This is a genomic window from Amycolatopsis sp. VC5-11 (assembly GCF_037034185.1).
GTDB lineage: Bacteria > Actinomycetota > Actinomycetes > Mycobacteriales > Pseudonocardiaceae > Amycolatopsis > Amycolatopsis nivea.
In genome coordinates this window covers 165015-180344 of the sequence record NZ_JBAGKF010000012.1, presented here as the reverse complement: position 1 = coordinate 180344, position 15330 = coordinate 165015, and the positions used below count along the sequence as shown (strand labels likewise).

Annotated in this window: 12 protein-coding genes; 3 read left to right on the top strand and 9 right to left on the bottom strand. The window is 70.4% G+C overall.

All coding sequences use genetic code 11. From position 1 onward, the window contains the following. Positions 1-21: 21 nt before the first annotated feature. From WA670_RS30420 to WA670_RS30400, 5 genes are read right to left on the bottom strand one after another with little or no spacing between them, the layout of a single operon-like run. Complete coding sequence (locus tag WA670_RS30420) at positions 22-2973, bottom strand: FAD-binding and (Fe-S)-binding domain-containing protein (RefSeq protein WP_336159598.1); 2952 nt, start codon at positions 2971-2973, stop codon at positions 22-24. Further along, positions 2970-4082, bottom strand: a complete 1113-nt coding sequence (locus WA670_RS30415; RefSeq protein WP_336159597.1) for an enolase C-terminal domain-like protein — start codon at positions 4080-4082, stop codon at positions 2970-2972. The genes WA670_RS30420 and WA670_RS30415 overlap by 4 nt, the downstream gene beginning before the upstream one ends. Next, a complete protein-coding gene (locus tag WA670_RS30410; RefSeq protein WP_037813280.1) occupies positions 4079-5872 on the bottom strand; it encodes a thiamine pyrophosphate-requiring protein in 1794 nt (597 codons plus the stop codon). Before WA670_RS30410 ends, WA670_RS30415 begins: the two co-directional genes overlap by 4 nt. 53 nt (positions 5873-5925) lie before the next feature. Continuing rightward, positions 5926-7737: a glycoside hydrolase family 15 protein gene (locus WA670_RS30405; protein ID WP_336159596.1), complete on the bottom strand. Its 1812-nt coding sequence runs from the start codon at positions 7735-7737 to the stop codon at positions 5926-5928. 10 nt (positions 7738-7747) lie between these two features. Then, positions 7748-8083, bottom strand: a complete 336-nt coding sequence (locus WA670_RS30400) for a plasmid stabilization protein (RefSeq protein ID WP_134734350.1) — start codon at positions 8081-8083, stop codon at positions 7748-7750. 98 nt (positions 8084-8181) lie between these two features. On the opposite strand from WA670_RS30400, the gene WA670_RS30395 reads away from it, so the two are divergent. Then, positions 8182-10134 carry an aconitate hydratase gene (locus WA670_RS30395; RefSeq protein ID WP_336159595.1) on the top strand — a complete coding sequence of 651 codons (1953 nt, stop codon included), beginning with the start codon at positions 8182-8184 and terminating at the stop codon, positions 10132-10134. 421 nt (positions 10135-10555) lie between these two features. On the opposite strand, the gene ku is transcribed toward WA670_RS30395, so the two are convergent. Continuing rightward, positions 10556-11455 (bottom strand): non-homologous end joining protein Ku, encoded by a 900-nt coding sequence (gene ku, locus WA670_RS30390; protein ID WP_336159654.1) that lies wholly within the window; start codon positions 11453-11455, stop codon positions 10556-10558. Between the two features lie 100 nt (positions 11456-11555). Here ku and WA670_RS30385 point away from each other — a divergent pair, with 100 nt between their 5' ends. Both WA670_RS30385 and WA670_RS30380 read left to right on the top strand, forming a co-directional pair. After that, entirely contained in the window at positions 11556-12170 is a 615-nt protein-coding gene (locus tag WA670_RS30385) for a DUF47 domain-containing protein (RefSeq protein WP_134734498.1), read from the top strand. After that, positions 12171-13166: an inorganic phosphate transporter gene (locus tag WA670_RS30380; protein ID WP_134662378.1), complete on the top strand. Its 996-nt coding sequence runs from the start codon at positions 12171-12173 to the stop codon at positions 13164-13166. Here the strand turns inward: WA670_RS30380 and WA670_RS30375 are convergent, their stop codons facing one another. From WA670_RS30375 to WA670_RS30365, 3 genes are read right to left on the bottom strand one after another with little or no spacing between them, the layout of a single operon-like run. Next, positions 13167-13796: a phosphoribosyltransferase gene (locus tag WA670_RS30375; RefSeq protein ID WP_336159594.1), complete on the bottom strand. Its 630-nt coding sequence runs from the start codon at positions 13794-13796 to the stop codon at positions 13167-13169. Beyond that, positions 13793-14884 (bottom strand): SDR family oxidoreductase, encoded by a 1092-nt coding sequence (locus WA670_RS30370; protein WP_336159593.1) that lies wholly within the window; start codon positions 14882-14884, stop codon positions 13793-13795. The genes WA670_RS30375 and WA670_RS30370 overlap by 4 nt, the downstream gene beginning before the upstream one ends. Further along, positions 14869-15204, bottom strand: coding sequence for a DUF3040 domain-containing protein (locus WA670_RS30365; protein ID WP_037813256.1), 336 nt, complete (start codon positions 15202-15204; stop codon positions 14869-14871). Before WA670_RS30365 ends, WA670_RS30370 begins: the two co-directional genes overlap by 16 nt. Positions 15205-15330: the final 126 nt, after the last annotated feature.

Here is a 15330-nt window from a genome sequence, read left to right as displayed (position 1 = left end):
CAAGGAGCCCTTCACGGACGTTCAGCGGTCTTTCGAGTCGAGACCGGCGGCCAGCAGTTCGGCGAGATGGATGCCTTCGCGTCCGCCGCTGTCCAGTTCGTGCAGTTGAGTCCGGCAGCTGAACCCGTCCGCCAGCACCGCCGTCCGGCGGTCCGCCTGGCGTACTCGCGGCAGCAGCACCCGTTCCGCACAAGCCTTGCTGACTTCCAGATGCCCCCGCTCGAAGCCGAAGTTCCCGGCGAGGCCGCAGCAGCCCGAATCCAGCCGTTCGACGTCTACTCCGGCCGCCTGCAGCAGTTTCTTGTCCGCGTCCCAGCCCAGCACCGCGTGCTGGTGACAGTGCACTTGGGCGAGTGCGTGCCCCGGGATCTGCGGCGGCCGATACCCGGGGGAGTGCTGGGTCAGCAATTCCGCGAGGGTCACGGTCTGGTCCCGCAGCCGCCGGACGTCCTGGTCGCCGGGGAACAGTTCGGCCACGTCGGAGCGGAACACCGCGGTGCAGCTGGGTTCCAGGCCGAGCACCAATCCGCCGTTCCGGAGATGCGGGGCCAGCGTGCGCACGGTGCGCGTGAGAACTCGTTTCGCGACGCCGAGCTGGCCGGTGGAAATCCAGGTCAGGCCGCAGCACACGGACGGCTCCGGCAGTTCCACCCTCCACCCCGCGTCCTCCAGCACTCGCACGGCGGCCTCGGCGACGTGCGGGTGGAAGTAGGACGTGAAGGTGTCCGGCCACAACAGCACGGTGCCGCGCGCGCCGGTCCCGGCGGGTTGATGCCGGGCGAACCACCGCGGCAGCGTTTTCGGGGCGAAGCGGGGGATTTCGCGGTCCTCGACCCCGGCGGCCCGCGTCGCGAGGCGGGTTTTGCTCAGCAGGTTCACCAGCCGCGTCGTGCGGGTTTTCCCCACCAGCCGGGCGACCAGCGGCAGCCAGCCCATGCTGAAGTCCGACCGCGGCCGTTTCCACGGACGGCCTTCGTAATGGTGGGCGAGGAATTCCGCCTTGTAGGTGGCCATGTCCACATCGGCCGGGCAGTCCGATTTGCAGCCCTTGCAGGAAAGGCACAGGTCGAGCGCGTCGCGGACCTCGGTGGAGCGCCAGCCGTCGGAGATCGGGCCGTCGTGGTGGCCGTTGAGCATCTCGAACAGCAGCCGCGCCCGGCCGCGCGTGGAGTGTTCCTCCTCGCCGGTGACCTGGTAGGACGGGCACATCACGTCGCCGCTTTCCGAAGTGGACTGACGGCAGCGGCCGACGCCGACGCACCGGTTGGCGGCCTGGGAGAACGAGCCGCCGTCGTGCGGGAAGCGGAAGTAGAGGTCCTGCGGCTCGGCGGGGGACCACGAGCCGCCGAGCCGCAGGTTTTCGTCCAGCGAGTACGGCGCGACGACCTTGCCCGGGTTCATCCGGTCGGTCGGGTCGAAGATCGCCTTGAGCTGGCCGAAAGCGGTGACCAGGTCGTTGCCGAACATGCGCGGCAGCAGTTCGCCGCGGCTCTGCCCGTCGCCGTGCTCGCCGGAGAACGAGCCGCCGAACTCCGCGACCAGGTCGGCGGCGCGTTCCATGAACTTCCGGTAGGTCGCGACGCCGGACGCGGTGTAGAGGTCGAACGGGATCCGCGTGTGCACGCAGCCCTGTCCGAAGTGGCCGTACAGGCTCGGCCCGGTTTCGTCGGCGTAGCCGAATTCCGCGTACAGCGCGTCCAACCGACGGAGGTAGTCGCCGAGTTTCTCCGGCGCTACCGCGGAATCTTCCCAGCCCTCGAAGGTGTCCCGCTCGCCGGGGACGTGCGCGGTCGCGCCTAGCCCGGCTTCGCGGACCTGCCAGAGTTCGGCTTCCTTCGCCGGGTCGTCGAGGAAAGCGACCTCGGCGCCCTCGATGGAGTCGAGCAGCCCGCGCGCTTGTTTGTCGGCCTCTTCGAGCGTCTGCCCGCCGAACTGGACCATCAGGAACGCCCGTCCGCGGGGCAGCTCCTCGCGGGCTTTTTCGTTGAGGTTCTTCAACCGTTCGTCGTAGAGGAGCCGGTGGTCGACGCCTTCGAGCGCGATCGGTTCGTGCGGCAGGATGTCCGGCACCGCGTCGGCGGCCGTCGCGATGTCCGGGTAGCCCAGCACGACCATCGCGCGCTCCGGCAGCACCGGCACCAGTTTCAGTTCCGCGCGCAGGACCGTGACCAGCGTCGATTCGCTGCCGACAAGCAGTCCGGCGATGTCGAAGCCGTGTTCGGGCAGCAGCGAGTCGAGGTTGTAGCCCGACACCCGGCGCGGGATGTCCGGGAAGCGGCGGCGGATCTCGTCGGCGTATTCGTCGCGCAGCCGGCGCAGCTGCCGGTAGATCGCGGCGCGCCGGTCGCCGTGGTGCTCGATCTCGGCGTACTCGGCGTCGCTGGTTTTGCCGCACCAGAACCGGGTTCCGTCCGCCAGCAGCACTTCCAGGCGCACGATGTTGTCCACGACCTTGCCGGTGCGCTGGGCGGTCGCGCCGCAGGAGTTGTTGCCGATCATGCCGCCGAGGGTGCAATTCATGTGCGTGGCCGGCTCGGGACCGTACCGGAGTCCGGTGTCGGCGAGCTGCCGGTTGAGGTCGTCCAGCACGATTCCCGGCTGCACCACGCAGGTGCGGTTCTCCGCGTCGACGGATTCCAGCTCGGAGCAGTACTTCGACCAGTCGAGCACGACGGCGGTGTTCGTGCACTGGCCTGCGAGGCTCGTGCCGCCGCCCCGCGAAAGCACCGGCGCGCCGAACTCCCTCGCGACGGCCAGCGCTTCGACGCCGTCGTCGGGGGAGCGCGGCACGACAACGCCGAGGGGGACCTGGCGGAAATTGGACGCGTCGGTGGAGTAGGCGGCGCGGCTGCCGTCGTCGAAGCGGACCTCGCCCTCGACCCGCTCGCGCAACGCGGCAGCGAGGGCTTCGATGTCGATTTCGGCCGGTTCCGGCACGCGGACCACGGGATTGGGGAGTTCGGCGGTGCTCATCGGCCCTCCTTGACCGCATACTCGGCCGCGGCGTCGGCGTGCAGGCGCAGCCCGTGCCCGGCGGTGGACATCGACGGGGCGACCCGGCCGCCGCTCGGATCGAGGCCGCCGTAGAACAGTTCCCGTTCGATCCGGTCGTGGTCGGCGAACCATTCGATGTGCCGGAAGTTCGGGGTCGCGGCGGCCGCGTGCGCGGACAGATTCGGCGCGCAGTGCGCGGAAACCTCGCGGTTCGCGGCGGCGGCGAGGGCGGCGACGCGCCGCCATTCCGTGTAGCCGCCGCAGCGCGTCACATCGACCTGGAGACAGTCGACCGACGGCAGCATCCGGGCGAAGTACGGCAGGTCGTAGCCGTATTCACCGGCGGCGATGTCCGGTCCGTCGGGCGTGCGCAGCTGCGCGAGCCCGGGCAGATCGTCGCTGGACACCGGCTCCTCGAACCAGGTCACGCCGAACTCCCGCAAGGTATCCGCGATCCGGCGGGCCCGGCCGACCGAATAGCCGCCGTTCGCGTCGACGTACAGCGCGGCGTCGTCCCCGATCGTCTCCCGGGCCAGCCGGACCCGGCCGATGTCGCGGGCGACCGCGGATCCCCAGGACTCGCCGATCTTGATCTTCACACGCGGAATGCGCTGCTCGCGCACCCAGTGGTCCAGCTGCGCGACCAGCTCGTCGTCGTCCTGCGAGGTGAAGCCGCCGCTGCCGTACACGTCGACCTCGTCGTGCACCCGGCCGAGCAGGCGGCTCAGCGGAACGTCGAGCAGCCGCGCGGCCGCGTCCCAGATCGCGATGTCCACAGCGGACAGTGCACAAGAGACCAATCCGGGGCGGCCGAGGTTCCGGATCGCGTGCTGCATCGCGGTCCAGCACGCGGGCGGGTCCAAGACCGGTTTTCCCACGACGGCGGAGGCTAGTTTGCCTTCGATCAGCGGGACGCACGAGAAATCGGCGTACGTCCAGCCGAGACCGTCGGTGCCGCCGGCCCGCACCCTGGCCACGACGAGCGTGGTGGAATCCCAGGAGAGCGTGCCGTCGGCTTCCGGCGAAGGAGTGGGCACCTGGTAGGCGCGCGCGTCGATGCGTTCGATGTGCGGGGCGGCGACGGTCACCGCGACCGTCCGGGCAAGAACTCCTGCAGCTTCGTCTTCGCACCCTGGAACATCAGGTGGAACGCTTCGGGATCGCCCTTGAGCACGGACTCGGTCACCGATTTCATCTGCTCGAACGTCGCGTGCGGCGGAATCGGCGGAACCTCGGCGTCGCAGCGCACGTCCAGCACCGTCGGCCGGTCCGCGGCGAACGCGGTCCGCCAGGCCGACGCGAGATCGCCCGGGTCGTCGACGTTCACGCCTTCGAGGCCGACACTGCGGGCGAACCCGGCGTAGTCGACGTCCGGCAGCGACTGCGATTCCTCGAACTTCGGCGCGCCGCCCATCGCGCGCAGCTCCCACGTGACCTGGTTGAGGTCGTTGTTGTGGAACACGCAGATGATGCACCGAGGATCGGTCCACAACCCGTGGTAGCGGGCGATGGTGATCAGCTCGGCCATCCCGTTCATCTGCATCGCGCCGTCGCCGACGAGCGCGATCGCCGGCCGGTCGGGATGCGCGAACTTCGCGCCGATCGCGTACGGCACGCCGGGGCCCATCGTCGCGAGCGTGCCGGACAGCGTGCTGCGGATGCCTTCGCGGATCCGGAGATTGCGCGCGTACCAGTTGGTCGACGAGCCGGAATCGGCGGTGACCATCGCGTCGCCCGGGATCTGCTTCGACAGCTCGTGCACGATCCGCATCGGGTTGACCGGTTTCGCGTCGACCTCGGCCTGCTGGTCCATGGTGGTCCACCAGTCGCCGACGTTCTTCTCGATTTTCTCGCGCCACGAACGGTTTTCGGTCCGGTTCAGCTTCGGCAGCAGCGCGCGCAGGGTCGCCGCGGCGTCGCCCACGAGGTTGACCTCGGTGGGGTAGCGCATGCCGATGAACCGGCCGTCGATGTCGATCTGCACCGCGCGGGCCTGGCCGTACTCCGGCAGGAACTGGCTGTACGGGAAATTGGACCCGACGATCAGCAGCGTGTCGCAGTCGCGCATCATCTCGTAGCTCGGCCGGGTGCCGAGCAGGCCGATCGCGCCGGTCACGTACGGCAGGTCGTCGGGGAGAACGTCCTTGCCCAGCAACGCTTTCGCCACGCCGGCCCCGGTCAGGTCGGCGACCTGGCGCACCTCGTCGGCCGCACTGCGCGCGCCTTGCCCGACGAGGATCGCGACCTTTTCTCCGGCGTTGAGCACGTCGGCCGCTTCGCTGATCGCGGGTTCGGGCGGCACCGGATTCGGCCACGCGGTCCCGGGCGGGCTCGACGGCATCTGCTTGAACGCGTGCTGCGGCGGCTCGTACGGCTCTTCCTGCAGATCCGCCGGGATGATCAGCGCGGTCGGCGTGCGCGACGCCTGCGCGACCCGGAACGCGCGGTCGAGCGCGTTGGGCAGCTGCTCGGCGACGTTCACCTCGATGCAGTATTCGTTCGCGACATCCCGGTACAGCGCCTGGAGTTCGACCTCCTGCTGGTAGCTGCCGCCCATCGCGGTGCGCGCGGTCTGCCCGACGATCGCGACGACCGGGACGTGGTCGAGTTTCGCGTCGTAGAGCCCGTTCAGCAGGTGGATCGCGCCGGGCCCGGACGTCGCCATGCACACGCCGACGGCCCCGCTGAACTTCGCGTAGCCGACCGCGGAGAAGGCGGCCATCTCCTCGTGCCGGGCCTGGACGAAGCGCGGCTGGTTGTCTGCCTTGCCGAAGGACGCGACGAGACCGTTGATCCCGTCGCCGGGGTATGCGAACACCTGTTCCACGCCCCAGTCACGCAGCCGCGAAAGCAGGTAGTCGCCGACGGTCTCGGTCATGACAAGTCCTCCCGTGCGTTGAGTCCTCCCCGGCTACCCGGAGGTCGGGGGCGTTACACGTCGTGTCGCAGCCCCTGTTCGTGGCCTGTCGCGTTTGTCGTGGTTTCCGCTCCGTCGAGGTGGCGCGCGGTGTTGACGAGCCCGACCATGCTGAACGCCTGCGGCATGTTCCCGAGCTGCCGTCCGGCGCTCATGTCGTATTCCTCGCTCAACAGCCCGACGTCGTTGCGGACCGCCAGCATCTGCTCGAAAACCTCGATGGCTTCCTCGGTCCGGCCGGTTCCGTGCAATGCGTCGGCGAGCCAGAAACTGCACGGCAGGAAAGCGCCTTCGCCGCCGCTCAAATCGCCGGGGCTGGAATCGGCATTCGGGTCGAAACGGTGGACGAAACCGTCCCGCGACAGTTCTTTCCGCACCGCGTCGACGGTTCCGCGCACCCTCGGGTCGCTTCCGGGGAGGAAGCCGACGCGGGGGATGAGCAGCAACGCGGCGTCCAGGCCGTGCGAGCCGTAGAACTGGGTGAAAGTGTTGCGGTCGGTGTCGAAACCCTTCCGGCAGACCTCCTCGTGAATGCGGTCGCGCAGCGCACGCCAGCGGTCGACCGGCCCGTCGAGGTCGTGGCATTCCACCGTCCGGACGGCCCGGTCGACGCCCGCCCACGCCATCACCTTGGAATGCACGAAATGCTGCGGTTCGCCGCGGACCTCCCACAGGCTCCGGTCGGGCTGGTCCCAATGGCCTTCGAGGAAATCGAGCAATCCGCGTTGCAGATCCCATGCCGGATGTATCACCGGAAGTCCGGCTTCGCGGACGAGGTGCAGGCCGTCGAGCGCTTCGCCCCACACGTCGAGCTGCACTTGGCCCGCCGCGGCGTTGCCGATCCGCACCGGGGTGGAACCGGCGTATCCGTCGAGCCAGTCCAATGTGGACTCCGGAACGCGGCGGGAACCGTCGAGTCCGTAAAGGACTTGGAGGTCGGCCGGATCGCCGGCCGCGGCGCGGACGAGCCATTCGCGCCAGGCTTTCGCTTCGTCCGGATAGCCGGTGCCGACGAGCGCTTGCAGGGTGAAGGTGGCGTCGCGCAGCCAGCAGTAGCGGTAGTCCCAGTTGCGTTCGCCGCCGAGTTGTTCCGGCAGCGAGGTCGTCGGCGCGGCGAGAATGCCGCCGGTCGGTTCGTAGGTGAGCGCCTTCAAGGTGATCAGCGCTCGGCGCACCGCTGAGGGCCATCGGCCGTCGTACCGGCAGCGGCCGATCCAGTCCGCCCAGAAGCGTTCGGTGTGCGCCAGCGCTTTCTCGGCGTCAGCCGGATCGGGGCGTTCCTGGTAGGAGGCGTGGTAGGTCAGCACGAACGGCACGCGGTCGCCCTCGGCGACGGTGAATTCGGCGAACCCCTCGGCGGACACTTCGACCGGAGTGGTCAGCCGTATCGCGTCGGGGCCCGCGACCGCGTCGAATCGTCCGTCGACGTGCCGGACCCACGGCCGCACCGACCCGTAGTCGAACCGCGGCCGCAGGCAGGTCCGCATCGGGACCCGGCCGCGCACGCCTTCGACAATGCGGACGAGGTCGGCCGCTCCGTCGCGCGGCGGCATGAAGTCGACCACGCGCACGGTGCCGTCGGCGGTTTCCCATTCGCTGGCGAGGACAAGGGAGTCGCCGACGTAGCCTCGGCGGGTGGCCGGCCCGCCGTCCGCGGGTCCGAGCTGCCACACCCCCGCGCTTTCGTCGTGCAGCAGCGCGGCGAAGCACGCGGGGGAGTCGAAGCGCGGCAGGCACAGCCACTCGACCGCGCCTTCCCGCGACACCAACGCCGCGGTGTGCAGGTCGCCGAGCAGGGCGTAATCTTCGATCGGGCACTGGTTCATCGCGGCGGATTCAGTCCCGGCCGAGCGCCTTCGCCAGTTCCCTCTTGGTCATCGTCGACCGGCCGTGGATATTGCGCTTCTTGGCCTCGTTGTACAGCTGGTCGCGCGTCGGACCGCCGGGGCCGAGCCGTTTGCCGGAACGGTGCCCGCCGCGCTGCTGCGGCGATTTGTCGCGCACCGAGGACCTGCTCGCGCGGTCCGATTCGCCCGACTGCGCCCGGTTCTTGTTCACCGTGCGGGCAGCGATCTCCTTCGCGCGCTTCTTGCTGGCGCCGCGGTCTTCCTGCGACTCCTCGATGTGCTGGTACTGCCGTTCCCGTTTCGAACTCCAAGCCTGCTGCGGCATCCCAGTCTCCTTCCGCCGTTCTTGATCCCCGGATTGCCCGCGCGGCCGGGACGGAAACATCGCGGTTCGCCGCGCCGGAAACGGGTACCCGCTCCCGAGTGGGACGCGAACAGACTCTCGCCGGGCGGCTGCTGGCCGAGCACCTGGTCGCCGGCCGGCTCGAACCAGGGACCGAAATCGGCCTGCGGGTCGATCAGACACTGACCCAGGACGCCACGGGCACGCTCGTGATGCAGGAGCTCGAGGCGCTCGGGCTCGACCGCGCGCGAACCGAGCTGAGCGTCCAGTACGTCGACCACAACCTGTTGCAGGCCGACGAGAAGAACGCCGAGGACCACGCTTACCTGCGTTCGGCCTGCCGCCGGTTCGGGCTGTGGTTCTCCAAACCGGGCAACGGCGTTTCGCACCCGACGCACATGGAGCGGTTCGGCGTGCCCGGCAAGAGCCTCGCCGGGTCCGATTCGCACACCTGTGCGGCAGGCGCGCTGGGCATGCTCGCCGTCGGCGTCGGCGGCCTCGAAGTGGCGCTGGCCATCGCCGGGGAGCCGCTCTACCTGCGGATGCCGGAGATCTGGGGCGTCCGGCTGGAGAACGAGCTGCCGCCGTGGGTGTCGGCGAAGGACGTCGTGCTGGAGATGCTGCGGCGGCACGGCGTGAGCGGCGGACGGCACCGGATCATCGAGTACCACGGCCCGGGGCTGGCCTGCCTGAGCGCGATGGACCGGCACGTGATCGCCAACATGGGCGCCGAGCTGGGCGCGACCGCGTCGGTGTTCCCGGCCGACGAAGCGATCCGCGCGTTCCTGCGGGCGGAGGGGCGCGAACACGACTTCCGCGACCTGCGCGCCGGACGCGACGCCTGCTACGACATCGAAGACGTGATCGATCTGTCCACAGTGGAGCCATTGGTGGCGAAGCCGTCGTCGCCGGGCAACGTGGTGCCGGTGCGCGAGGTGTCGGGGACGCCGGTGGGCCAGGTCGTGATCGGTTCCTCCGCCAACCCCGGATTCCGGGACTTCGCGGTCGCCGCGGCCACCGTCCGGGGCAGGCAGACGGCCGATTCGGTGAGCTTCGACGTCAACCCGACCTCGCGGCAGATCCTTGTCGAACTGGCCCGCAGCGGACACCTCACCGACCTCGTCGCGGCCGGGGCCCGCGTGCACCAGGCGGGCTGCCTCGGCTGCATCGGAATGGGCCAGGCGCCCGCGCCGGGCACGAACTCGCTGCGCACCTTCCCGCGGAACTTCCCCGGCCGGTCCGGCACCGCCGACGACTCGGTCTGGCTGTGCTCGCCGGAGACCGCGGCGGTGTCGGCGCTGACCGGCGTGCTGACCGATCCGCGCGACTACGCCACCGCCCACCACCTCGCGTACCCGCGCGTCGCCGGACCAGCCCGTTCGGCAGCCGACCCGCGCGTCTTCGCCGCTCCGCTGCCGGAGGAGGAGGCGCTGCGGGAGGAACTGGTGAAGGGCCCGAACGTCGCCGGCTTGCCGGACTTCGACCCGCTGCCGGACGAGCTCGAAGGCCCCGTCCTGCTGAAGGCCGGGGACGACGTGTCGACCGACGAAATCTCGCCCGCCGGGGCCCGCGCGCTGCCCTACCGCTCGAACATCCCGAAGCTGGCCGAGTTCACCTTCACCCGGATCGACGAGGACTACCCGAAGCGCGCGGCCGACAGCCCGGAGCACTTCGTGGTCGCGGGGGAGAACTACGGCCAGGGCTCGTCGCGCGAGCACGCCGCGATCACCGCCCGGTATCTGGGTTTGCGCGTGGTGCTGGCCCGGTCGTTCGCCCGGATCCACTGGCAGAACCTCGTCAACTTCGGGGTGCTGCCGCTGGAGTTCGCCGACCCGGAGGACAGCGAGAAGATCGAGCGCGACGACGTGCTGTCGGTGTCCGGCCTGCACCGGCTGGCCGAGACGGGGGAGTTCACGGTGCGGAATCAGACCCGGGACGAGGAGTACCGGGCACGCCACCAGCTGTCGCCGCGGCAGGTGGACGTGCTGCTGGCCGGCGGGCGGATTCCGCAGCTGGCTCGGGCGCTGCACTGAGACGTCGGCCCTGGGGCGCGCGGTTTGAGTGTCGTGAGGGGAACCCCGAGGGAATCAGATTCCCATGCCAGGGACTTAAGCCGGGCGGTCTCGGCCCGCGGACTGTCCACACAGGACACCATCCCCGCCGAAATGCCCGATTAATGTCCGTCTGACCGGTTCTATGGGTCTGTGAGGTCCCTCGCAGACCGCACACCGCGCTTCCGCCCGACGGGCCCGTCTGCTGGCAGCCGGCCCGGTCTTCTCGGCTCGGGCGGACGCGCTCCCCATGCACCCGCAGGGTCGCCTTAAGTCCCTGGCATGGGGCATTTCGGCGAGTCGCGGGTCTCTTGTGGACAGTGAGCCGGGCTCGATCGACGCGGCTTAAGCCTCCGGCTTGGGGACTCCGCGACCAGGGACGCCCTCACGGTCCTCTCGCTGGTCAGGAGGCCTTCAGTGCAGCCTCCAGGTCGGCCCGCGACATCTTCGAACGCCCCTTGACGTCGCGTTCCTTCGCGAGCTTCTGCAGTTCCGTTTTGGACAGCTCGGACAGATCCGGCGTGCGCTGCTTGCGGCTGCCGCGCACGCTCTTCGCCAGCGCCTCCATGAGGTCGACCACCTTCGTCGGCTGCTCCGGCTCGGCGGCGGGCGTGACGGTGTTCCCCGCCCGTTTGGCCTCGATCAGCTCCTCCACCCGCTCGCGGTAGGTGTCGCGGAACTCGTCGGGCTTCCACGGCTCGGTCATCGCGTCGATCAGCTTGACCGCGAGGTCCAGTTCCTTCTGGTTCGTCTTGGCCTTGGCGGGCAGCTGCGGCACGTCGTCCGCGTTGCGCACTTCGGCGGCGTAATGCAGCGTGTTCAGCACGATTACCCCGTCGCCGGCGCGGGCGAGCGCCAGGTGTTCGCGGCCGTGGAAGACGAACTTCGCGACGGCCGCTTTGTCCCGGCTGGACAGTGCGTCGAGCAGCAGCACGTACGGGCGCTGCGCTTCCTCCTTGGCGGGCGCGAGCCAGTACGCGCGGTCGAAGAACAGCGGGTCGACCTCCTCGAGGTCCACGAAGCTCTCCACCTCGAGCGACCTCGACCGGCCCGGCGCGATCTCGTCGAGTTCGTCCTGCTCGACCAGCACGTACTCGTCGTCGCCGACCTCCCGGCCGCGGACGATGTCGTCGTAGGACACCTCGTCGCCGGTCCGCTCGTTCACCCGCCGGTAGCGGATGCGGTCCTGAGTCCCGCGCTGGAACTGCGTGAAGTGCACGGCATGGTCCTCGACCGCTTTGTACATCCGCACCGGGACGTTCACCAGCCCGAACGACAGCGCACCCTGCCACACCGGACGCATCGGCGCTCCTTCCTCCCTCATGCCCGGCGGGTACCCAATCCGGGCGCGCGGCACACCGCGCCGGTGTGAGCGAAGGGGTTACGGGGTAGCTTTTGCTCCGATGCGCATAAAACCTCGCGGAAGCCAGTTCTTCCAGCTGCTCGCGGACGCGGCCGCGAACCTCGTCACCGCCACCGCGCTCCTGCGGGACCTCACCGAGGCGTCGCCGCCCGACCGGGAGGCGATCGCGGCCCGGCTGCACGAGGTCGAACACGCGGGCGACGACCTGACGCACACCATCATGGTCGAGCTGAACAGCACGTTCGTCACGCCGTTCGACCGCGAGGACATCCAGGCGCTGGCTGCCCGGATCGACGACGTGCTGGACTTTGTGGACACTGCCGCCGACCTCGCGGTCCTGTACCGGCTCGAGAAGTTCCCGCCGGGCACCGACGGCATGCTGCGCGTGCTGTGCCGCGCGGCGGAGCTGACCGCGGAATCCATGCCGGGGCTCTCGAAGGTCGGCGAGCTGTCGCCGTACTGGATCGAGATCAACGCGCTGGAGAACGAGGCGGACCACACCTACCGGCGGATGCTCGCCGACCTCTTCCAGCCGGGAGCCGACGCGCTCGAGGTGCTCAAGGCGAAGGAGGTCGTCGAACAGTTCGAACTGGCGGCCGACGGCTTCGAGCACGTCGCGGACGTGGTGCAGACCATCGCGGTCAAGGAGTCCTGAGTGGACAGCACCGCCGCGCTGGTCGCCGTCGTGGTGCTGACGGTCTTCTTCGACTACACCAACGGTTTCCACGACGCGGCCAACGCGATCGCCAGCGCGGTCTCGACCCGGGCGCTCCCGTTGCGCACCGCGCTCGTGCTGGCCGCGGTGATGAACCTGGCCGGAGCGCTGCTGTCGACCGGGATCGCCGCCACCGTCGCGAAGGGGATCATCGACGTCCCGCCCGGCCCGGGCGCGCTGACCGTGGTGCTCGCCGCGCTGGTCGGCGCGATCGCGTGGAACCTCGTGACCTGGTATTTCGGGCTGCCGTCCTCGTCGTCGCATTCGCTGATCGGCGGGATGGTCGGGGCCGCGCTGGCCGCGGCGAGCACCGTGCACTGGACCGGCATCGTGGAGAAAGTGCTCGTGCCGATGGTCGCGTCGCCGCTGCTCGGGCTGGTGCTCGGCTACGCGGCGATGGTGGCGGTGCTCTGGCTGCTGCGCCGGGCGAACCCGCACCGCAGCGGCCGGGTGTTCCGGCGGATGCAGATCGTGTCGGCCTCGGCGCTCGCGCTCGGACACGGGTTGCAGGACGCGCAAAAGGGCATGGGCGTGCTCGTCCTGGCGCTGATCGCGGCGGGCAAACAGGACACGTTCGCGGTGCCCTTGTGGGTGACGCTGGTATGCGCCGGCGCCCTGTCGCTCGGCACCTGCTCGGGCGGCATGCGCATCATGCGGACGCTCGGCCGTCGCGTCTTCCCGCTCGACCCGCCGCACGGGTTCGTGGCGGAATCGGTCGGGGCTTCGGTGCTGTACTTGACCGCGTTCGCGGTGAAGGCACCGATTTCGACCACTCACGTGATCACCGCGGCGGTGATGGGCGTCGGCGCGACGCGGCGGCTTTCGGCGGTGCGGTGGGGGATCGCGCGCGACATCGTGCTCGGCTGGGTGCTGACGTTCCCGGCGGCGGCGGGGGTCGCCGCGCTGATGTTCTGGCTGCTGTCGGCGTTCAACTGATCACGGGGGCACCAGGGCGAGGACTTCCTCGTCGCTGGTGGGGCTGAAGTCCGCATAGAACTCGCCGACCGCGCGGAATTCCTCCGGCTCCCGAAGGCAGACCACCTCGTCCGCCTCGCGGGAGAGCTTGTCCAGCGCGGGCGGCGCGCCGACGGGAGCGGCGAAGACCAGCCGCAGCGGTGCGTGCGACCGGAGGGCCCGCAGCGCGGCGATCGCGGTCCCGCCGGTGGCCACGCCGTCGTCGACCACCACGACGTCGTGTCCCGCCGGCGAGCGCGGGGCGCGGTTGCCCAGGTAACGGCGGACTTGGTCGTGGGCCTCGGTACGGGCGTGGTCGACCTGGCCGGCGATGTCCTCCGGCGTGAGCCCGAGCGCCCGGAGCCCGGCGCGGTCGAAGAACGGCGGCCCGTCCGCCGCTACGGCGCCGAGGCCGAGTTCCGGTTGCCCCGGTGCGCTGATTTTGCGGGTGACGAGCAGTTCCAGCGGTGCGTCCAGTTCTTCGGCGACGGGCGCGGCGACCGGAAGCCCGCCGCGGGCGAGCCCGAAGACCACCGGGTCCGCCCATTCCCGGCAGGCCAGGGCGGCGGCGAGCCGGGCGCCCGCGTCGGCGCGGTCCCGGAACGGTCTCACCTGCGGCCCTTCTTCGCGGCGCGCCGGAGCGTTTGCCGGACAGTAGCCAGACCAGCGGCTACGCGGGCCGCGGGCCGATTTCGCTTCTTCGCGGTGCGGCGCAGCAGTTCCCCGGCACCGAGTACGGCGGCGGTGAGCCCGGCGGCGACCGCACCGTGATGGCGGCTCAGCACCGGCTGGACGTCTCGCGTCTTCGCCTGCTGGTCGAACTCCCCGTGCGCGCCGTAGTCGAACCCGCGCGGGCCGTCCGCGGGCTCCCACAGGTTCGCGGGCTGGCTCGGCCGTTGCGGCTGGCCGGTTTGCTGAGCGCCGAAGCCGGTGCGGGCGAGGTACCGGTCGAGCAGGCCGGGCGCGACGGCGTTGGCCAGCAGCGTCGCGGCGGTGCTCGTGCCGACCCAGTACTCGCGGCGGCGCGGGTGATCGGCCGCGTGCAGCACCGCGCGGGCGGCGAGTTCGGGCTGGTAGATCGGCGGGACCGGCTGGGCGTGTTCGGGCAGCCGCGACAGCAGCCAGGTGAACTGCGGCGTGTTGACCGCGGGCAGTTGCACCATGGTCGTCCGGATTCCGCTGTGCTCGTGGAGAAGTTCGCAGCGCAGCGCCTCGTTGAAGCCCTGAATGGCGTGCTTGGCCCCGCAATACGCGCTCTGCAGCGGGATCCCGCGATACGCGAGCGCCGAGCCGACCTGGACGATCGTGCCCGCGTCCCGCGGTTTCATCCGCGCGAGAGCGGCCATCGTGCCGTGCACGAAACCGAGATAGGTCACCTCGGTGACCCGGCGGTATTCGTCCGGTTTGACGTCGGCGAAGCGGGCGAACACCGAGCTGAACGCGACGTTGACCCAGACGTCGATCGGCCCGAGCTCCTCCTCGGCGCGGGCGGCGGCGGCGTCGACCTGGGCGAAATCGGCGACGTCCGTCGGCAGTTCCAGCGGCGTGCCCCCGGCTTCCCGGACGTCCTCCGCCGCGGCGGCGAGCCCCTTCTCGCCCCGGGCCAGCAATGCGACCTTCGCGCCGCGGCTGCCATACGCTCGGGCGACGGCCCGGCCCACTCCGGCGCTGGCCCCGGTCACGACTACGACGGGCGGCATGGAAATCCTTTCCCCGGACCGGGAGTCCGGCGGCTCGGCGGACGCAGACACTCCTGGCGGGCGACGTGCCCGCACACCGCGATCGCCCCCAGCACGAAGCCGAGCAGCGCGAGCGGCACCTCCGGCGGAAAGACGATCCCGCAGACGACCAGGGCGGCCGCGACCGCGGTCAGCGCCCAGCACGCCACCGGCCAAGCCCGGCGCAGCGGCCACGCCGCCTGCCCGAAGGCGCGCCGCATCCACAGCGCGTCGGTGGCGAGCAGCTCGCGTTCCATCGAACGCAGCGCCCGGTGGGGATCCGGCTGCCGGTGCGCGGCCATCGCCTGCTCCCTTCCGCCTGACCGACGGCTTACCCGTTCCCGGCCAGGCCAAACCGGAACGGCGGAGGCGTCCGGTTTGCCCCGGAAGACGCCGGGTAACCGGACGCTTTCGCCGGAGCACGTCGG